A 20,056-nucleotide genomic window follows, 5' to 3' on the forward strand; every position below is an offset into this window, starting at 1 on the left:
ATCCGCTTTACTTTTCAACCCGCTTTTTCGCAGGATTGCAGTTTGGGGGCCGCGTTTGTGTGGATTCTGCAATTTTCATTAAATAGTAGCATTCCTCCCTCGCCATATGGTCTGCCATTAATGGAGAAAAAGCGCTGAGTGCCTGATCCGTAAGCTCTAATTCTTCCAGCTCATTCAAAAAAATCCTAAACAATTCAATTTCAAGCTTAACTTCTTTATTCATCCTCTCCAATGCGGGAAATTTCGCGACGTTTGTACGCAAATAGCCTGTTAATTCTACAGCCTTTAAGTAAAAATCTTCAAATTTTTTACTGAATACCGCTGATTTATATTTTATATCTCTTTCCGTACTATCCATCCGATCATTTATGATACCTGCATGCCCAGAGGCGTCCAGCAGCCAGAGAAGATGGTGGTGAAGCTCATGGAACACCGGAGGAGAGACACCCTTTTGCAGATATGCCATAACGGCAAGATACTCTTCTAATTCATTGACCATATGATTTAGGAAGGTTGGTGTCAGACTAATTTTTATTCCGCCTTTTAAGTGGCGCTTAAGTAAATGGAGTTTAAATTTCCTGAAATGGACAGTTAATTCTTTGACATTTTCCGTAAAGGGAATAACCTGCTCTTCATTCACCCCCTCCACCCTGGCCAAAAATCCATCAAAATGTTTCCTGAAATATAATGCCTTTTGTATTTCATCCTCTTCTTCTGGCGAAAGAGAGTCCAGAATAAATCGTGCATGGTCGCCAAGTACTTGCAGCCAGAAACTGTGTTCGAATCTCATATCATCCATAAAAGCCATTCTCATCCCCCCTATCCACATCCATTTATATTCTGGGACAGAACAAATTAGACTGGGGATAACCGGTACACAGCAAGTTTATCTGTACATTCAAAGTGGTATATTCTGCAAATAAGGGTTTCACACTACTATAAAAGTGATCACTTCAATCCCTAAAAAAAACACTGATGATAGGCGGCGTTCATATATGACATATAAAGACTGTATTATTATTGGCGGAGGCATCGCCGGTCTTCAGGCAGCCATTCAATTAGGCAGGTATAACCACGACATTCTCGTTATTGATTCCAATCATGGCCGTTCCACGATTTGCAAAGGCTATCACAATATTCTCGGATGGCCGGATGGTGTCAGCGGGGACGAGCTCAGAAAGCTTGGAAGGCAGCATGCAGAAAAATACGGAGTTGAATTTTCATTAGACAAAGTTATACATTTAGCAAAGTCGGATGGAGGCTTTAAGCTGGCGACAGAACAAAATAAGGAGTATACAGCGAAAACCGTTTTTCTCGCAACCGGCCTGGTTGATCATCTCCCAAACATAGAGAATCTGTACCCTTGTCTGGGCAAAAATATATATGTATGCCCAGACTGCGATGGCTATGAAATTACCGGCCATAAGACAGCGGTCCTGGGAGGCGGAAAAACGGGAGTAAATATATCACTTATCCTGACATATTGGTCAAAGGACATTACTTTTATCAATCATACCAAAGCCAAACTGGAAGACCAGCAATTAGCCGCGTTAAGAAAGCATGATATTCAGGTAATAGATCAACCGATAGAAAAAGTATTGCTGAACGAAAATGAGGAGTTAACAGGTTTCCTGTTGCAAAACGGTGAAACAGTTGAAGCGACAAGAGGTTTTACCGGCTTTAGCGGGAATAAAATAAACACGGAGCTCGCCGAACAGGTAGGGATAGAATTAAATGATACAAACCATGTTATTGTTAATCCCCGCACCAAAGAAACAAATGTCGAAGGAATATGGTCAGGTGGCGATATGATTGCCCACTCTGAACAGGTTACGATCTCGATGGGTGACGGCTCACAGGCAGCCATCTGGATCCATAAACGATTACTTGGCGAACAACCTCCTAAGCATTGATACTGATCCTCTATAATAACAGTGGCCTAGACATATTGTGCGAAATGTATGGTCCTTAGGCTACAAAAAAAATTAAGAGCTGCTATTGCAGCTCCTTTTTTACGACCTTCCCCTTGTCCTTCCTGTAAATACCTTAATCAAAATAACGATTACCGCCAAGATTAAAAGGATATGGATAAATCCAGCTGCAACCTTAAATACGAGGCCAAGGATCCATAAAACAAGCAATATTCCAGCTAATGTCCAAAGCATATTTGTCCATCCTCTCTTTGATTCTGTGTTTTCTCCTAAATTACCCTAAAAAGACCATTTAAAAACACATTCTAAAGGATGCCCAATTTCTGTTTTTCTTCCTCTATCTTAGTTATTTCAATTCTTTCAAAAAGAGGATTTATATCTTTGATACGTCCCTGGACTCTTTCAATGAGTCTCCATTCCGCCACATCCAGCTCCAGCATTTCTGCCGCCATTCTAGTTGAAAAGGGGAGGAAAGGTTGCAGCATTGCAGTTAGATTGGCAATCGCCAGTAAGCAATCAACTATGATCTGTATGCAGTGATCCCGGTTTTCCTTTATAGTGATCCATGGCTTATTGTCATCGAAGTATTTATTAAAGCTCCTAATTAATCCAAATATCATTTCCAGGGCCTTTTTGAAATCTCCTTTCTCAATTAGCTCGCCTGCCTTCACAAACATCACGTTTATTTCTTCCAGCTTCCCAACCGTTCCTGCCGCTTCGGGAATATCTCCATTAAAGTACTTTTCCACGAACTTCAACGTTCTATTGACCAAATTCCCGTAAGCACCAAGAAGTTCACTGTTGTGGCTGTATATAAATTCTCTCCAGGAAAAGTCTGTATCCCTTTTTTCCGGGCCATTAATGGTTAAAAAATATCTTATGGAATCCGGATGGTAATCCTTTAGAATATCAGGAACCCACACTGCCCAATTTTTACTGGTGGAAAGCTTCTTCTTCTCCACCGTTAAATATTCGCTTGATATAATATGATCAGGAAGACGGAGATTCCCCAATGCCAACAGGATTGCAGGCCAAATGATAGTATGAAAAGGAATATTGTCTTTCCCATGTACATAATAAGCTTTGGATCCATTTTGCCAAAACGGCTGCCAATCCTCGCCTGATTCCTGGGCCCACTGTTTGCTCGCAGTTAAGTATCCGGAAACAGCCTCAATCCAGACGTAAATCTTCTTTTCTGTAAACCCGTCAATAGGTACAGGAATGCCCCACTCTAAGTCTCTCGTTGCAGCCCGGTCTTGCAATCCTTCTTGAAGATACCGTTCAGTAACCCACTGCGTTTTCACGCCATTTTCCATGCTTCTTTGCATTCTCCGCATATGATTCGATCTCCTCTTGAAGTTTGGAAATGGCAAAGTAAAAATGCTGCGTATTCTTTATGTCCGGCTCCATGCCACAAAGCTTGCATCTTTTACTTTCAAGCTCAAGCGGGTCTAGAATATGGGAACAGGCATCACATTGGTCCCCACGTGCCGGATTCTTGCAATTAGGACATAATCCTTCGACGTAGCGGTCTGGGAGAAATTGAGTACATGTTTTACAGTAAGCCTGGTCCACCCTTTTCTTGTATATATACCCTTTTTCAAGTAAGCTTTTGAAAATCGATTGGACCTCCCTATGGTGCTGGGAAGAATCAGTCCTTGAATACAAATCATATGAAAAGCCCATTTCTTGAAAGCATTTAGCGAATTCACCGTGATAATTGTCTGTAATCTTAGAAGCTGGTACTTGCTCCTGCTTGGCCCTAATCGCGATTGGAGTACCATTACAATCGCTTCCGGAGACATATAGTACTCGTTCTCCTTTAAGCCTGTAATATCTTGCAAGAATGTCTCCAGGCAGCAGACTTGCGATATGCCCCAAATGAAGAGAGCCATTTGCATAAGGCCATGCGCCCCCAATAAAAATTGTCATTGTAAATCCTCCTTAAAAAAAATAAAAAAACCCCGCCCATAGACAAATTGTCTAAGGGCGAGGTTTAAATCGCGGTACCACCTTAGTTTGCCGGCGCAATAAGCCAGCCTCTATGAAGTACGGAACAGCAAAATCTGTTCTTATACCCTGACATTTTTAACGGATGCCAAATCCCGTCACAATCTACTCCATTAAATGTTTCGGTGTGAAGCTCAGAGACCATTTTCAATCAAATTATCATCGCTTCTTTTCAGCTGCCGAAGCTCTCTGTACATGATTCCATTGATTTACTTTTCTCATCATTGCCTTTGGTCGATTATTTATCAGTATACTCTTTTTATGGATAATTTTACAATATATTTTCATTTGTAATTATGCTTATCACTTTCAAGGGCGATCAAGATTTTACAGCATTTTGGTTAATCGATTCATTTTAATTTTTTTAATGGAAAGAAAAAGAATTGCTTCTGTTTACAATAATGCATGAGCGGCGGGCTGTTTTGGTTCCCTTCTAACAGCTCGAACATAGTATTCCGGGATACTGATGCCTGCACACTGGCAACAGCCCATTTATCATGGTGGATATCCCCCCTGAACATGTTTTCGCCTATGAAACTATACATACAATACCGTTCCAGAAGCCAGTTATCCAAAGTTCCCGGCAGCGGATTAGTTGGCCCGGATTCAGGATAATAGTTTACATCAATCATTTTATTGTTTTTTATTCTATTACTGTAAAAGTTGATTTGATTATTATTCTTGTTATATTTCATCCTTGCTTGTCTATAGGGCAGACCTGTTGATAGCTTCGCACCTAATACAGCTAAAGGATGATCAGCGTCCAGGCTAAAGAAATAGATTCCCGGAATACCCTGATAGCGTACATAAGTCCTGACATTCAGCTCCGTATACTGATTAAGCATAGGTATAGGAGGAAGATACCTGGCCCTCATACCCGTGACATAAAATGGGATGATGCTCACCCATGCCTCCCCCTTAAAGGTGTCAATTTCCAGGCTGTCAGGTACCAATTTTCTTATATCCTCAACTTTTACGGGCCAATGCATAAACAGCAAGTCATTCCAAACCTGAGTGAGAATCCAGGGTGATTTTGGCAGGGGGAATGGCCGATGGTTTAATTGTTTAAATTCCTTATGCACCTAATCCCTCCTTTCTATTCCCATATTCGTACTTTCTCCCTTATTTTCATTCTTGAAACTATTAATTGAGGCTTTTTCACTTGAATGGCCTGCTACATTTGTTTTTTCCTCATAATTTTCTTTAAACGGCAAAAAATATACGCATCTTATAAAGGAGTGGTCTACAAATGAAGAAAACCATTTTTTCTCTCCTCATCCTGGCAGCCTTAATCTTCAGCCCATTTGAGTTATCAGCAAATGCACAGCTGCAAGAAGCACCAAGTCCCCAGAAACCGGCACAATTAACGGATGGGCAGAAAAAGCAGCTGGAGGAAATTCATTTAAAGCTGTTGGAAGATAAAAAACAAATGGTGCGCAAATATGCAGAATTCGGGATTATACCGCAAGAAAAGGCTGATCGAATGATCCAGCACTTTGAAGATCATTATAATCTGATGCAAAAAAATGGTTTCATACTTCCACACCATCCCCACCATTTTAAGAAATGGCATAATAAGCAAAACGGCGGGCAGTAAACATATTATTCCATACAAAAAGGCCAGCCTGAAATGTCAGATTGGCCTTTTTGTTTGGAAGGAAGCATCCTTTTCAGAAAACAGCATGAACCCCGATTTAATTTAAAAACGGGTGTTATTCTCGAATCTTGTGTTGATTTTTATCAATATTGGCATACCCTACTATGCACTCTAGTCATATTTAAAACCATATCGGGAATGACACTCCAAGTCGGCAACACATTTAATAAAAGCCGGTTGGAGCATGGATATAGTTTTAGTCTTGCATTCGAATGCCAGAAAACTGGTTTTTTTCTAACAACAAACTCCACGTTATGAACAATTTATTAATTTCTTAGGCCTACTATTTCGTTGCATGCTGGGCGAACCGGTAATTAAAAGCCTTCTAAGCTCGCAACATATTAGTTTATGAGAAAAATACCGGGTTTAGCGGAATCTGAATCAGTATGATCGAAAGCACGGACATAATGAGTGAAAATTGAAGTGTTTGACCGAACTGCCAAATCGAATAGTGAATCCCATACTTCTATATCCTCGTTTCTGATTAAATTCTTACATATGTTTGCAATCTATTTTTATTTAGACTTAGGGGCAGGTGTTGTATCCGCCACGGATAAAATTTTTATATAAATGTAAGAGGAATTTTATTTCTGATATCGAAATAATTAAGGATGCAAGTATTAGAAAGGATGGATTGAGATGGGTACACAAGGTATTCTTGCGGAAGACTTATTCAAATTAAAATCCGTTACAGACCCCCAGCTTTCACCTGATGGGAAAATGGCGGTATTTGTCCAAACAGAAATTGACGAGAAGACGGAGAAGTATTATTCCAATCTATACGTTTATGACTTTTCAGCAAAAACGCTAAAACAGTGGACATATGGACAGCATAGACATTCATCTCCGAGATGGTCGCCTGACGGCCAGTTTTTGGCTTTCTTATCAAACCGTTCTGGAAAAAATCAGCTATACATCATGAGTGTCCTTGGCGGTGAAGCTAAACAGCTTACCGACCTGGAAAACGGTGCAACAAAACCGATTTGGTCTCCCGGGTCAGACAAAATATTGAGTTCTTCGTTTGTAACAGCCGGCGGATCCCTGCTTGATACAAAAAAGGAAAAGAATGATAAAAACGATATCAAGACAGCCAAAATTTATGACCGAATCAAGTATAAATGGGATGGCAGAGGCTATTTTGACAATAAACATCAGCATTTATTCACTGTCGATATAGAATCAGAGGAAATAGACATACTTGCTGAAGGAGAGCTGGATTACACTCCATGTTCTTGGTCTCCGGATGGAAAGCAGATTACATATAGTACTGATGAATCGGAGGATCGCGATTATAATCTCCTTTCTGATGTTTTCATTTTGGACATCGAATCCAAAAAGTCTAAGAAAATCACCAGCAGCACAGGATTTTTTGGAGATGCCGAATGGTCTCCTGATGGGAAATACATCAGCATGGTCGGACATGAAAAGGAATATTTGGGTGCCACTCTTTCAAAAATATGGCTGTATGACACCTCTAGCGGAGATACAACCTGCCTCACGAAAGACTGGGATGTACAAATAGGTGATGTAGCAATTGGGGATTTCCAAATAGGGACAGTTGATCCTGGATTACTGTGGACTAACGACAGCCAGGGCTTTTACTTCCTGATCAGCGACCATGGAAATACAGGTGTTTATTACGGCACAGTGGAGGGTGCAATGTATCCCTCCCTGCTTGAAAAACAGCATGTTTATGGCCTGACCATTAACGCTGAAACTCATGAAGCAGTTGTGGCAGTCAGCACTCCTACCCAGCCAGGCGACCTCCATAGCATCAATTTGTCGACCGGAGAAAAAGAACAGCTTACATTTGTAAACGATTCGTTTCTCGCAGAAAAGACTCTTTCTAAGGCTGAGCCCCTATCGTTCAAAGCAAACGACGGGCTTGAAATACATGGCTGGATCATGAAGCCGGTCGGTTATGAAGAAGGCAAAAAATACCCTCTCATTCTTGAGATTCACGGCGGTCCCCATGCCATGTATGCAAACAGCTATTTCCATGAATTCCAGACGCTGGCTGCTTCAGGGTATACAGTTTTATTCACGAACCCGCGTGGAAGCCATGGATATGGCCAGGAATTCGTGAATGCTGTTCGCGGTGACTACGGCGGAAAAGACTATGAAGACCTAATGTCAGCGGTCGATTATGCTTTGGGCCAATATGATTTTATTGATCCGGAAAAATTGGGCGTAACGGGCGGAAGCTATGGCGGATTCATGACCAACTGGATTGTCGGACATACAGATCGCTTTAAAGCAGCTGTTACGCAGCGTTGTATCAGTAACTGGATTTCATTCTATGGGGTGAGTGACATCGGGTACTTTTTTACTGATTGGGAAGTAGGAGGAGATGTTCTAGAATCCGCAGAAAAGCTATGGCAACACTCGCCGCTAAAGTATGCAGGCAATGTGACAACTCCTTTGCTGCTATTGCATGGAGAACTGGATTATCGCTGTCCGATTGAACAAGCAGAACAGTTCTATGTTGCATTGAAACGGCAGAAAAAAGAAGCGGTGCTTGTATCCTTCCCAGGTGAGAACCATGAAGTTTCAAGAAGCGGTGCACCTAGGCTGAAACTTCAGCATGTGGAACATATAAGAGATTGGTTCAATAAATACGTGTAAGTTGTTTCATAACGACCTATAGTTGGCAACACGGGCAGATAAAAAATCTGCCCGTGTTCTTTTATCTGCTGCTTTCTTCTTCGTTATTATCACCTGGGTATCCTGCATAATTATCGCTTACCTGCTCATGAGTTTCTGCAAGACCGGACGATAATTGGTCATCCTTCTTATAGTCTTCGTTATGAAAAGTTCTTCCGGCAATATGGCTAGTATCAATCTTTGATTTATTTTCTTTGCTCATCTTTATTTCCTCCTAGTCAGTCAACGTATTTGCCATGGTCTGGTTTCGCAATGGCATCGAATTCTCTGGCCAGTTTTGCCAATCCGTCAGATAATTCCTGTCCTGACATTGGCATTCCATGGCCGGTTGCAGCAACAGCTGGTTCGAGCTTTTGCAGCTTTTTGACGGATTCTTTGGCTGCTTTCCAGTCAGTGGTGAAATATCTAGGCGGGCCATGTATTTCCTTGTCTTGAGTTATAACCTTGTAAAGCGATTCTTGCTTGACCGTCACAAATGCGTCTCCGGCAATAAGTGCTCGGTCTTTTTCCCGGAACAAAGAGATATGGCCTGGTGCATGTCCCGGAGTATGAACCCATCTCCATTCAGCAAGTCCTGGAACTGTCCCATCAACCGGAATCGGGTGAATATGCGGTCCCAGATCAATTCCTTCATTCGGGAACATTCGAGACATCTTGGCGACCAATCCTCCCTCGACAGTTGGGTCAGGCTCAGGATAATCCTTCCGTCCAGTTAAATAAGGTATTTCCAGTTCATGAGCATACACAGGAACCTTCCAATGTTCTACAAGTTCAACCAAAGCACCTACATGGTCAAAATGGCCATGTGTCAATATGATGCATGAAGGAGGCCGGTCCTCTCCGTACAATTCCTTTGCTGTACCAATAATTTCATCAGTTGAACGAGGCATGCCTGCATCGATTAGCACCCATTCAGAGTTTTTATCCGGGTCGCCAATAAAGAATACATTTACAATCTGGATCGGCAGGCAATAAATATCTTCCGCTGCATACCTCCCGTCCCCGCTTGCAACAGAGGTTACTGGAAGGAACTTTTTCCCAAGGTTATTGTCATCCATATGGCACCTCCTGAAAATAAAAGGACAATTTTATTGTTTCAGAAATAGAACATTAACATTCATAAAGCTCTTTCCTTTTGGCCATACATTATCTGATACCCGTTGCCGGGTAGAAATATTCTTCGTGCCTGTCATTTCTTACGGTTGGCGCGATTTACAAAAAAAATCTGCCCTATGGACAGATTTTACTTATTTAGTAGACATCCTGACGTGTAAATACAGCGAACGAGACAATGAGAGCAGCCGCCCACCATATTCCCAGTACGACCATAGACGACAGCAGAGTCATCCCTTCTATCGGTGGAGCGGTACCGGTCAGGTAATTCGTTAACTTTAAATTTACCATGAAGAGATATTTGGCAGATGCCCAAGAAGATACCATATTACTTAAGATCATGCCTGAAATAAGAGCAGCGAGCATCACTCCCATTCCTGCGGCAGTGCTCCGGATTAAAACGGAAAGCATAAAGGACAAAGTGCCGACAACCAAAGCCACGAACCATACAAGACCCAAATCCATCAGCAGAAACTTCCACTGGCTGATTAACCTTACATTGCTCGTATCCAGGTTTCCTCCTTCCGCAACAAATCCAGTAATAACGGGTGCATCCAATCCATGATATCCAAACACGATTCCAGAAAGGGCATATGACAGCACTCCTACCATCCCGACAATGATGGAAACTGCCAAAAGCAGGGTTATATACTTGCTTAAAAGAATGCGCCATCGCTTAACCGGCCTGGTTAAAAGCAGTTTTACCGAACCAAGGCTGTGCTCGGAGGAAACAAGATCGGCCGCTATGATCATGACAAGAAGCGGGATGAACATATCAATTGAATTTTCCACAAAAATTCTCACAAATGTTGCCGCTCCTGGTTCTGTCGGATTGATGTCATGGTCGAGATAGTATTGCTGCTGCTTAAGAGTCACCTGCAGCTGTTCTCTCCATTCATCTGACATTCGACTGGAGCCAAGCCGGTTTGTAATATCAATGATCTGCTGCTGGACCACAGCACGCCAATCCCTTGTGCCAAGTTTACGCAGCTGCTCCTCAGTTTGCTTATATTGAGCATATGTAAAGAGTATGACCAATACAGAAACAATGAGACCTATAACCAGCAGCCTTCTTCTTGCAAACAGCTTCATCATTTCATTTTGTACTAACTTATTCAAAACCGGTACCTCCTCCAGTCAATTCAAGGAACAAGTCTTCAAGTGCCGGCAGCTTCCGGTTCATCTCTATCACAGAAACCCCTTCTCTCATTAATTCCAGGTTCCACAAACCAGCCTTCTCTTCACTGAAATAGGTCTGGAGATACCCATCGTCCAGTGTTTCAACCTCCGTATAACGCTCCAGCACCTCTCTCCCTTTTGCTAATGGCTTCAGTTTCCAATGCATTTTCTCCTGTCTGTTCAATAAGTTCTGTACAGTATCAATCTGAATGATCTTGCCTTTTGTAATAATGGCAACCCTGTCACAGAGCAGCTGGATTTCACTCAGAAGATGGCTGGAAACCAAAACACTGAGTCCCTCTTGTACAGCGAGTGTGCGAATGAATTCACGCATTTCACGGATACCTGCCGGATCAAGTCCGTTTGTCGGCTCATCCAAAATCAACACCCTTGGATTGTTGAGCAAAGCCTGGGCAATCCCAAGCCGTTGGCGCATTCCAAGCGAGTAGGTTTTTACTTTGTCGTGAATTCTTTTCTGGAGCCCTACTAAATCAATAACCTCATTCATTCTTTGTTCATCCACATCCGGAAGCATCCTGGCAAAATGCAGCAAATTATCCCAGCCGGACAAGTATGGGTAAAGTTCCGGGTTTTCCACAATGCAGCCCAAATGCCTCATTGCCTCGGTAAAGTTGTCACGTACATCATAACCACATATCCTTATTGAACCAGATGTTGGCCTGATCAATCCGACAAGCATCCGGATGGTAGTTGTTTTTCCCGCACCATTCGGGCCGAGGAACCCGAATACCTCCCCTTCCCGCAATTCAAAATTGAGGCCTTTAATTATTTCCTTATTCTTAATTTTTTTTCGCAAGTCTTTGACGGAAAGTGTAACCTGGCTCATTGCTGCCCCTCCCATGTGATTAAAGGAGCGACCCGTTCTGAAATCAAACGGTATCCCTCTTTATTTGGATGAAATTTATCCGTATATAGATAATCGTCTACGGAAAGCTGGAACAAATCAAAGGTAGGTACTAATACTGTTTTTGGAAAAGCGCTTAAGGTTTCTGCAGTCTGAAAATTCCATTCCCTGACAACGGCGCTTGTTTCCGCTCCGTCGTCAAGTTCGATAAAAGGGTTATATAATCCAACCATGAAAATAGCTGCCTCCTTGTTTGCCTTCCTTATATCGTTAATAATGGATTTTAGATTTGAGAGATACTGCGTCTGTAAAGCCATTATGTTTTCCTGTTCAAATTCCAGCAACGACCTGCCTTGTTGAAATAGGTCGTTTCCGCCTATGGTGATAAGGACAGTATCCGCTGAAGATAGCTGGCGCTGCACTTCCGCTTGTTTAACCTGTTTCATTAACTGCGAAGAGGTCTGTCCATTTATTCCAAGATTATGAACAATTACATTCCCCTTATAGCGTTGTTTAACATCCTGTGTAACCAATCCTACATAACCTTTACCTGTTTCATCCCCGGTTCCTCTTGTAAGGGAGTCTCCAAGGGCTACAATTGTTAAGTCACTTTCCTTATTTTTCGGCTGGCTCGCGGGTTCCTTCTTTGTAAGACCGGTTTCACTTGATCCATAATAATCCTGTACAGCCCAGCCAAATCCAAAAAACCAGAGGGCAGCGAGGCATACGGAAACAATAGTTATTACTTTTACTCTATTTTTTTGCAATTGTAATCTTCCTTTCACGTATAACTCATAATCATATTAAAGCATAACTTTAGGCAGATTAAAAAAATGTATCATTCTTTTTTGCTGTATTATGGAAATTCGTGTCCTTAATGCCGTCATGCCAAAAATATTTCCGAATTACTAACAGACAAATCCGCCTTTTCAGAGTTCGAGCATAAATTTCGAAGTTCACTCATACTTGCCGCGATTTCGAGCATAAATATCGGATTTCGAGCATAAACATAAGACTTCGAGCATAAAATCCCTTTTTTCGAGCACAAACTTATTTCTGTTAGTTCAGAAGGCATTAAGTCCGGCTTGATAATGGTTGTATGAAAAAATATAAAATGGAATTAAAAATTTGTAGAGAGAACATTGTTTTTTCGCGCTGGCAAATCCTATTTTTCTGTGTTCGAGCATAAAACTCCATTTTTCTAACAAAAACCTAGTAGTCCGGAAGTTCTTTCGCAATTTTTGCATTGAGTTCAAGCAATCGGCTGGTAACAGTCTGTTAATAAATCATCAATTCCCATCCACACAAAAAAACCAGTTCCGCAAGGAAACTGGTTGTATATACTCAATATAAGGACTAAGAAAAAAAGCTGCCATTGCCGTAGCGTGTAAGAAAGTTTTAAACCACCACTCCTCAAAGTGGGTGTTTGCAGAAACGTTCCTGTATATCCAAAGTCCGTGACATTGGCCCGCCATTCCGGTTTCGATGTAAAACTCCCTGTTACAGCTTAAAGGTTAAAACTTTATTATGCAATACGAACAATGCAGCCTTTGATAATTATCATACACTAATAGACGCTGGATAACAATATCAATATCTTCCAAATGAGCTGATTAAAGGCTGTTTGTACTGCCCCTCCGTTTCTCCATCAACAGCTTTACCTTATCGGCAGGCTGCCAGCAATTGAATTTATATGTTGTATGGGTCTCATACCCCAGTCGGGAACATATATATTTTAATTTTCCATTTTCTTTCACGCTTCGAAAATGTATGCAAGTGGCACAACAATGAAAAGATTCCATAATCCTCCCTCCTTTTCTCATTATATATTATTTCAATTGCTGCCTGGCAGTTTTGGTATCCAAAGAAAGGACAAATCGGTTTTGTGTCGTAGTATTAATGTAGAAAAATTACAAGGAGAATGACCATGGAATCAATTACAATTAGATATCTCGGGCCCAAGGATGCGGAGGAGTATGTCAGGCTGCGCCTCCAAGCCCTTCAGGAGAGTCCGGAATCCTTTCTGGCAACCTATGAGGAAACAATCGCTGATGAAAATTTGATCCAGACATACGAACACCGGCTAAAAGATGGTCCAGACCATTTTACACTCGGAGCATTTGATGGCGGATTATTAGTGAGCGTAGCCACACTGGTAAGGCAAAACAGGGCGAAAATCAGGCATAAAGCCGAAATATTTGCTGTTTATACGGCGCCCTGCAATCGCAGAAAAGGAATATCCAGGAGGATTTTAAAAGAATTAATAGCAAATGCAAGAGAGATGCCAGGCTTGGAGAAAATCATGCTTACCGCAGTCACTGAAAACTAGGCAGCAATCAATCTATACGAATCGATAGGTTTCATAAAATATGGTACGGAAAGATTTGCGACTAAATATAATGGCCAATATTGGGATGAGACTGACATGGTTTTATTTCTGTGCTGAAACTTTGGCATATTACGTCTGCCGCAAAATGACCCGCTCACTTTATAAAATCCCTCCCATTGGGAGAAGGGTTGTTTTTGATGTCTTTAACTGTTATAAAAATTTTTATAATTCAACAAAACGCAAGTTAACACCGGGCCTGCGAACGCGCCGTCAACTATTATTAAGGAAACCAGGAAGGTTTCAGCTTTCCGGCGGCACACAGTGAAACACCCTATTTGTCATAAGGTTAAAATACCAGCCTTAGAGCTTCGTTCCATTTTGATAAGCAAAACAGTAAGAATTACTCCCGCTAATGTCATTGCTCCAAAGAATAGATAGACAACGTATATACTGGTTGTTTCCATAAGGATCCCGCCAAAGAATGTAAAAAACCAGTTGCCAAGTCCGTTTCCAAAAGCTGAGTAAACAGTGACTGCGGTTACAGTAATATGAACCGGTACAATATTTCGTATGTATTGCAAGCCTGCGGGAATGAATAATCCTATCGCAAATCCCTGAATGACAGAGGTAGCATACACCAAACTTAATGCTGGCTCGGTAAAATAAAATACCCATCTTACTAGCGAAGCAATTCCAGCTATGAGTGCTACAGGAAGCAAGCCTAACCTTCTGGACCAGCCTCCGGCAATCCGCATAAACGGGACTTCGGACAATACAGCTATCAGAAAAGCAATCCCGATGCCGGTATACGTCCCTCCCCTGTCTTCTACAAATAAGCCAAAGTAAACATTATTGGCCAGATTAGGTCCGAATATCAGAAAAGTAACTACCAAAAACATAATAAATCGATTCAGCATGAACAATTCTTTAAGACCTGCTGCAATAGCAATTCGTTTCTCCTGATTTTGCTGTGGCAGCCTGACAGCCAGTATGGCAGCTATTGCAAGGCCTATGGCAAATGCATAAAATATGATTACCGGCCCAGTTGCGGTTTCTGATAAACGACCCATGATAAATACCGCAAAACCAAAGCCCAGAGAACCAAATAAACGTATGCTCCCATAGTTGGCACCTACCTTGCTTGCATACTGAAGCGAAATACTGTCTGACACCGGAATCATGCCGCTCTGAAACACAGATAGCATAAAAAAAAGGACAACAAGCAAATAATATTGATGTAGGAATATAAATCCTAAACCAAATACTCCTGCAAATAAAGTGGCGATCGCTAAAACCTTGGCAGGCTTCCTTGTAATATCACATACAATGCCCCAAACCGGTTGAAAGATGATCATCGTTATAGGCCCGATGGACATTATAGTGCCGATCTGATACCCATTAAAATGTTCCACTTCGCTTAAATATACACTAAGGAGAGGAGTGAGGCTGCCGACAGCAAAAAACGAAAATAAATAATAAGCCTGTAAATTAATGATAGTTTTCTTAATATTTTTCTCCACTGAAATGTATCCCCCTGTTGTTATAACACCGAGGTTTCAATAATATCTCTTGGTATTGGCAATTAATATGAACGGGCATAATTCCGTGCACATTCCTCGAATATTAATAATTGGCAAACACTTTCTTTCTTTTGTTGCAGCAACTATCATAAAATATTTGCCGGACTATATTCTGCTGCAGGCAACATAACATTAAAGGTTGTACCTCTGTTGATTTCACTTTCAATGGACACCCGACCATTGTGGCTTTCTATGATTTTAAAACTCACCATGAGTCCAAGTCCGTTACCGGTTTTTTTCGTAGTATAAAACGGTTCACCCAATTTTGTCAGTTCTTCAGGAGGAATTCCTACTCCTGAATCCTGGATCGATACCACTACTTCCCCATTTGCCAATTTTGCAAGGATTCGGAGCCTCCCTCCGCCAGGCATTGCTTCGATTCCATTCTTGATGAAATTGAGGAACACTTGCTTTAACCTGTTTTCATCACATGAAACCGGTATCTGCTCCCTGTCATACTCAAAATGTATGGTAATCTCTTTTTTCCTGGCTTCAAATTCTAAAAAGGAAAGCACCCTCTGTATAATAGGGATGATATTTTTAGTTTCCAGACTGGCCGCCCGCGGCTTTGCCAACACCATAAAATCTTCTACAATATCATTGACACGGTCTATTTCCTCTAGGATAATATCCAAAAATTCACGACGCTTGCTGTCTGTTTCGTCCAGCTGTAAAAATTCAGCATATCCCTTCATTGAAGTAAGCGGGTTGCGTATCTCATGTGCAACACCAGCAGCTAATTGTCCTACAGCAGCCAGTTTATCCTGCCGATGGAGAAGATCTTCCGCCTGCTTTCTCTCTGTAATATCATTTCTTATCGCCAGGTATTGATAGGGATTCCCCTTTTCATCCAGAAAAGGAACAATCGTAGTATCCACCCAATAAAAAGAGCCATCCTTTGCCTTATTCCTGATTTCACCCTTCCATACTTTTCCGGAAGCGATTGTCTTCCAGAGTTCGGCGAAAAATTCTCTCGGGTGATATCCTGAATTTAACAAGGAATGGGTATTGCCTATCAGTTCGTCTCTTGAATACTTTGATATTTCACAAAACTTGTCATTTACCCTGGTTATTACCCCTCTTTTATCTGTAAAGGCAACAATAGAGGATTGATCTAAAGCATAATTGATATCCCCAACTTCTTTCAGCGAGTCTTTTAGGTTCTCTTCAGCTATTTTCCTGTTTGTGATGTCCGTTCTAATAGCAATGAATTGATACGGTTTTCCATTTTGCAGAAAAGGAACAATCGTAGTATCCACCCAATACATGGTCCCGTCCTTTGCCCTGTTACATAGTTGGCCCTTCCATGTATGCCCTTTTTGTATTGTCGCCCATAAATCACTATACATTTCAGGAGGATGAAAGCCCGAGTTCACGATACTATGTGTGCTTCCGATGAGTTCTTCTTTTCTATATTGGGAAATCTCAATGAATTTTTGATTCACATAGGTAATAATCCCCTTTGCATCCGTTATTGCTACAATCGAGGACTGGTCCAGGGCTGACCTTATATCTCGCAAATACTGGTCGCTTTTAGCAAGCCGTCTGCTGATAATGGCACTTGTGCCGAGCAGCCCTGCAAGAATTATAAACGTCAGAACAGCAACAACATAGATAATGGATGAAGTTTGAAATACTTGATTTGCGGAGTTAGCCGCTTTAACCATCGGCAGGGCGCTCAAATATAAAGAAAACCCTTCTGCTATGGTACCAGTGATGATTATAGCTGAAACATATTTAAACCAGAGGCGCTCTTTTGTTCCTGAATGATTTGCATAAAAAAGCACCATGAACGAAAACAAAAACAAAAAAAACATCAGGAAGCTGGTGACCAGGAATAATGTTATATTCATCATAAGAGTATGATGAAGTGAATACATGCCTATTACATAATTGGACATAACAGCCATGGTAAGCAAAATGCTTGCAGTGAGGATATTAGGCAGTTTTACCTCGGCGGTTATCAAAGATAACATTCCTATTGCCGCAAGAGCAATCCCTAATACGATGGAAAGTACGGTCAGCGGAAGATTATACGTATTTGCCCCGCTGCCATCGAAAGCCAGTATTCCGAAAAAATTAAATGTCCAGATTCCTATTCCCATGGAAAAAGTTGAACCTAAAAATAAGAACCGTTTATTTCGCTCAGCACTATGGAGCATCAAGAGCAGGTCAAGGGCCGTGTAGGTTGACATATAAGTTAATACAGTCGCTAAAAGCAATAAAATAGGATTGGTGGATAAAGTAATCTGACTCACTAGTGGACATAACCTCACCGTCTCAAAGTTTGATAACCTTATCATAAAGTAATTGCCAATGTTATAAAAGGACTATTTACAAACTCTTGAGAAACTTCTTAAAATTCCCCGGATGTTAGTCTTTTCCTACCTATTTGCAGACGTTATAGCACAGTATAATCTCTCCATAAGTCAGGCAGCATGGACTGGTACTTTCTTTGGAGGAATCTATCATCGATAAGCACAATCATTCCATGGTCCTGTTCAGATCGGATCAGTCTGCCTCCTGCCTGGAGGACCTTGTTCATTCCCGGATAAACATAAGCATAATCGAACCCATTTTTTTCGTGTTTCTGAAAATAATTTTTAATGATATCACGTTCCGGCCCAATCTGCGGCAACCCCACTCCGACGACCATTACACCGTTAAGCCTATCCCCTTTTAGGTCAATTCCTTCTGAAAACACGCCTCCCAGTACTGCAAAACCGACAAGTGTCCCCGCTTCCCCTGTATCAAAACGCTCCAAAAATGCCTCTCGTTCTTGCTCTCCCATGCCGGCTTCCTGTATGATGGTCTGTATTTCACTTATACTTGTAAACTCTTCATATACCATTGACATGTATTGATATGAAGGAAAAAAAACCAGATAATTTCCTGAACGGGAGAGGATCAATTGATTGATAACCTGTGCAATTTCAGGAGCGGAGGTTTGCCTGTCGTTATACCTAGTCGAAATCTTCTTAATATAAACCTCCACCTGTTCCGGCAAAAACGGTGTTGGAACCGATATTGAAAAATCCCCCTCCTGTCCTCCTAGCATTTCAATATAGTACGGCATGGGTTCAAGTGTAGCAGAAAAATTGATCCTGGACCGAAATCCCTTTGAAATCTTCCTAAGAATGTCTGAAGGATCCAGACATAGCAGCTTGGCTCTTACTTCCCTGCTGCCTGACTCTATATAATATACAAAGTGCTCATCAAACAATTCAGCAATGCGCAAAAATGATAAAGAAGAAAAATAGGCATCCAGCAATAAGGGATGCTGTTCCATAAACGCAGTATCAGCAAGCAGCCCTTCTCCTTGTTCTGTAAATTTCTTCAGCAGCAAAATCAGCTGTTCCGGCAATGCTTCTGATATAACATACGGCTCCGCTCCAGCCTGTTTCCTTACATTAATAAAAAATTGATTTAGTTCCTTTGTCACCTGGTATAACTCTGCATGGGAATGCTGAAATTCCCGTTTCAGTTGAAGGAATGTCGATTTGACCAATTCCGCGGAATACATATCCCTTGCCCTGTCCACAAGATTGTGAGCTTCGTCCACGAGAACTGCAGTCCGCTTCTTTTGTTCTTCCAGCAGCCTTTTCAGGGAAACCCGGGGATTAAATATATAATTATAATCACCTATGATAGCGTCAGCATTATACGCAAGATCCAGAGAAAATTCAAAAGGGCACAGCCTGTGTTTTTTTGAGTACTCTTCAATAACTTTCCTCGTAATGATTTGCTCATTCTCCAAAACATCCAGCAACGCTTCATTCAGCCGGTCATAATATCCATCTGCGTACTGGCAGGCACCCGGTGTACAAATGGCCTCATCCTGAAAGCAAATCTTTTCCTTGGCTGTAATCGTTACCGCCTTGATCACCATCCCTTTTTCTGTTAATAATGCCAGGGTCTCCTCCGCCACAACCCGTGTTATCGTCTTCGCCGTAAGGTAAAAGAATTTGTTTAGGTGATCATCCGAAAAAGCTTTGATGACAGGAAAAATGGCAGAAATGGTTTTTCCTATGCCGGTAGGGGCATTGGCAAATAAATTCTTTCCATCCTTTATCGTTTTATAAACGGCTCCTGACAGCCTTCTCTGTCCAGCACGATATTCAGGAAAAGGAAAATCAATCTTACGCATGCTTTTATTCCTCGCCTGAAGATGCTGGACCTGCCACCGGGCATATGGATAAAAATTTTCCGCCATATCATAGATAAAATCGCGAAGCTCATCAAAAGAATATTTTTTTTTGAAGCGTCTAAGCTGTCCGGTTGGAATATGGACATAAGTTAATTGAACGTCTATGTTCTCCAGCTCAGTATCCTTTGCGTAAATATAGGCGTATACTTTCGCTTGAGCCCAATGCACAGGATGGGTGTCCTCCATAAGATCATCGAATTCGCCAGAGGTTGACTTGATCTCATCAATCGTAACTCTATCGTTTCCATATAATAATCCGTCACAGCGGCCCTCAATCAAAAATTCAATATCATGTGCATTAATCCTTGTTTTGAGGTATACCTCTTTTTGATCCGCCTCAGCATACTGGCCCTGGACTTCCTTATGAATCCTGGTTCCTTCAGACATCTGGGTCATTGTTTGAAATCCTGTATAGATACTGCCACTTCGCAATACATATTCAACAAGCGCACGGGCAGACACTTTAAATTCAGAAGACATTACATCACCTCTCATGTGCAAGATTTGTCATCAAAAGATAT

At 41.5% G+C, this 20,056-nt stretch carries 15 protein-coding genes, 1 other RNA gene, 1 pseudogene and 1 other annotated feature; of the genes and pseudogenes, 4 read left to right on the forward strand and 13 right to left on the reverse strand.

The features are described from left to right. Positions 1 to 7: 7 nt before the first annotated feature. Positions 8 to 814, reverse strand: a complete 807-nt coding sequence (locus tag V1500_RS17040) for a DUF2935 domain-containing protein (protein ID WP_409301059.1) — start codon at positions 812 to 814, stop codon at positions 8 to 10. Between the two features lie 181 nt (positions 815 to 995). On the opposite strand from V1500_RS17040, the gene V1500_RS17045 reads away from it, so the two are divergent. Beyond that, positions 996 to 1,913, forward strand: a complete 918-nt coding sequence (locus V1500_RS17045) for an NAD(P)/FAD-dependent oxidoreductase (protein WP_409301060.1) — start codon at positions 996 to 998, stop codon at positions 1,911 to 1,913. Positions 1,914 to 2,012: 99 nt separating this feature from the next. Here V1500_RS17045 and V1500_RS17050 read toward each other — a convergent pair whose 3' ends face one another. The 3 genes and pseudogenes from V1500_RS17050 to V1500_RS17060 form a co-directional block, all read right to left on the reverse strand. After that, positions 2,013 to 2,165: a lmo0937 family membrane protein gene (locus V1500_RS17050; protein WP_409301061.1), complete on the reverse strand. Its 153-nt coding sequence runs from the start codon at positions 2,163 to 2,165 to the stop codon at positions 2,013 to 2,015. Positions 2,166 to 2,236: 71 nt separating this feature from the next. Next, positions 2,237 to 3,863: pseudogene (gene metG, locus V1500_RS17055) on the reverse strand (methionine--tRNA ligase). Positions 3,864 to 3,913: 50 nt separating this feature from the next. Further along, positions 3,914 to 4,175 (reverse strand) — a binding site (T-box leader). A 116-nt stretch (positions 4,176 to 4,291) separates the two neighbouring features. Next, complete coding sequence (locus V1500_RS17060) at positions 4,292 to 5,023, reverse strand: YqjF family protein (RefSeq protein WP_409301063.1); 732 nt, start codon at positions 5,021 to 5,023, stop codon at positions 4,292 to 4,294. A 167-nt stretch (positions 5,024 to 5,190) separates the two neighbouring features. Here V1500_RS17060 and V1500_RS17065 point away from each other — a divergent pair, with 167 nt between their 5' ends. Next, entirely contained in the window at positions 5,191 to 5,538 is a 348-nt protein-coding gene (locus tag V1500_RS17065) for a YckD family protein (protein ID WP_409301064.1), read from the forward strand. 699 nt (positions 5,539 to 6,237) lie between these two features. Further along, positions 6,238 to 8,223 (forward strand): prolyl oligopeptidase family serine peptidase, encoded by a 1,986-nt coding sequence (locus tag V1500_RS17070; protein ID WP_409301065.1) that lies wholly within the window; start codon positions 6,238 to 6,240, stop codon positions 8,221 to 8,223. Between the two features lie 61 nt (positions 8,224 to 8,284). On the opposite strand, the gene V1500_RS17075 is transcribed toward V1500_RS17070, so the two are convergent. From V1500_RS17075 to ssrS, 6 genes are all read right to left on the reverse strand, one after another. Then, positions 8,285 to 8,464, reverse strand: coding sequence for a YozQ family protein (locus V1500_RS17075; RefSeq protein ID WP_409301067.1), 180 nt, complete (start codon positions 8,462 to 8,464; stop codon positions 8,285 to 8,287). Between the two features lie 16 nt (positions 8,465 to 8,480). Then, complete coding sequence (locus V1500_RS17080; protein WP_409301069.1) at positions 8,481 to 9,320, reverse strand: MBL fold metallo-hydrolase; 840 nt, start codon at positions 9,318 to 9,320, stop codon at positions 8,481 to 8,483. 193 nt (positions 9,321 to 9,513) lie between these two features. Continuing rightward, on the reverse strand, positions 9,514 to 10,494 hold the full coding sequence (locus tag V1500_RS17085; RefSeq protein ID WP_409301071.1) for an ABC transporter permease: 981 nt from the start codon (positions 10,492 to 10,494) through the stop codon (positions 9,514 to 9,516). Continuing rightward, a complete protein-coding gene (locus V1500_RS17090; RefSeq protein ID WP_409301073.1) occupies positions 10,487 to 11,401 on the reverse strand; it encodes an ABC transporter ATP-binding protein in 915 nt (304 codons plus the stop codon). Before V1500_RS17090 ends, V1500_RS17085 begins: the two co-directional genes overlap by 8 nt. Continuing rightward, a complete protein-coding gene (locus V1500_RS17095) occupies positions 11,398 to 12,186 on the reverse strand; it encodes an SGNH/GDSL hydrolase family protein (RefSeq protein WP_409301075.1) in 789 nt (262 codons plus the stop codon). The genes V1500_RS17090 and V1500_RS17095 overlap by 4 nt, the downstream gene beginning before the upstream one ends. A gap of 595 nt (positions 12,187 to 12,781) precedes the next feature. After that, a non-coding RNA gene (ssrS, locus tag V1500_RS17100) (6S RNA) lies at positions 12,782 to 12,972 on the reverse strand. Positions 12,973 to 13,346: 374 nt separating this feature from the next. Here ssrS and V1500_RS17105 point away from each other — a divergent pair. Beyond that, complete coding sequence (locus V1500_RS17105) at positions 13,347 to 13,748, forward strand: GNAT family N-acetyltransferase (protein ID WP_409301077.1); 402 nt, start codon at positions 13,347 to 13,349, stop codon at positions 13,746 to 13,748. 338 nt (positions 13,749 to 14,086) lie between these two features. Here the strand turns inward: V1500_RS17105 and V1500_RS17110 are convergent, their stop codons facing one another. From V1500_RS17110 to V1500_RS17120, 3 genes are all read right to left on the reverse strand, one after another. Then, complete coding sequence (locus V1500_RS17110; RefSeq protein WP_409301079.1) at positions 14,087 to 15,268, reverse strand: MFS transporter; 1,182 nt, start codon at positions 15,266 to 15,268, stop codon at positions 14,087 to 14,089. A 146-nt stretch (positions 15,269 to 15,414) separates the two neighbouring features. Further along, positions 15,415 to 17,586, reverse strand: coding sequence for a PAS domain S-box protein (locus V1500_RS17115; RefSeq protein WP_409301081.1), 2,172 nt, complete (start codon positions 17,584 to 17,586; stop codon positions 15,415 to 15,417). Between the two features lie 143 nt (positions 17,587 to 17,729). After that, positions 17,730 to 20,015 (reverse strand): ATP-dependent DNA helicase, encoded by a 2,286-nt coding sequence (locus V1500_RS17120; RefSeq protein WP_409301083.1) that lies wholly within the window; start codon positions 20,013 to 20,015, stop codon positions 17,730 to 17,732. Positions 20,016 to 20,056 lie beyond the last annotated feature (41 nt).

It is taken from the genome of Peribacillus sedimenti (genome assembly GCF_046237635.1).
GTDB classification, from domain to species: domain Bacteria; phylum Bacillota; class Bacilli; order Bacillales; family DSM-1321; genus Peribacillus; species Peribacillus sedimenti.

Bases quoted from the DNA above. Each gene is read 5' to 3' on its own strand.
- V1500_RS17040 (WP_409301059.1), bottom strand. From the start codon at position 814: ATGAGAATGGCTTTTATGGATGATATGAGATTCGAACACAGTTTCTGG.
- V1500_RS17045 (WP_409301060.1), top strand. From the start codon at position 996: ATGACATATAAAGACTGTATTATTATTGGCGGAGGCATCGCCGGTCTT.
- V1500_RS17050 (WP_409301061.1), bottom strand. From the start codon at position 2,165: ATGCTTTGGACATTAGCTGGAATATTGCTTGTTTTATGGATCCTTGGC.
- V1500_RS17065 (WP_409301064.1), top strand. From the start codon at position 5,191: ATGAAGAAAACCATTTTTTCTCTCCTCATCCTGGCAGCCTTAATCTTC.
- V1500_RS17070 (WP_409301065.1), top strand. From the start codon at position 6,238: ATGGGTACACAAGGTATTCTTGCGGAAGACTTATTCAAATTAAAATCC.
- V1500_RS17075 (WP_409301067.1), bottom strand. From the start codon at position 8,464: ATGAGCAAAGAAAATAAATCAAAGATTGATACTAGCCATATTGCCGGA.
- V1500_RS17080 (WP_409301069.1), bottom strand. From the start codon at position 9,320: ATGGATGACAATAACCTTGGGAAAAAGTTCCTTCCAGTAACCTCTGTT.
- V1500_RS17090 (WP_409301073.1), bottom strand. From the start codon at position 11,401: ATGAGCCAGGTTACACTTTCCGTCAAAGACTTGCGAAAAAAAATTAAG.
- V1500_RS17105 (WP_409301077.1), top strand. From the start codon at position 13,347: ATGGAATCAATTACAATTAGATATCTCGGGCCCAAGGATGCGGAGGAG.
- V1500_RS17120 (WP_409301083.1), bottom strand. From the start codon at position 20,015: ATGTCTTCTGAATTTAAAGTGTCTGCCCGTGCGCTTGTTGAATATGTA.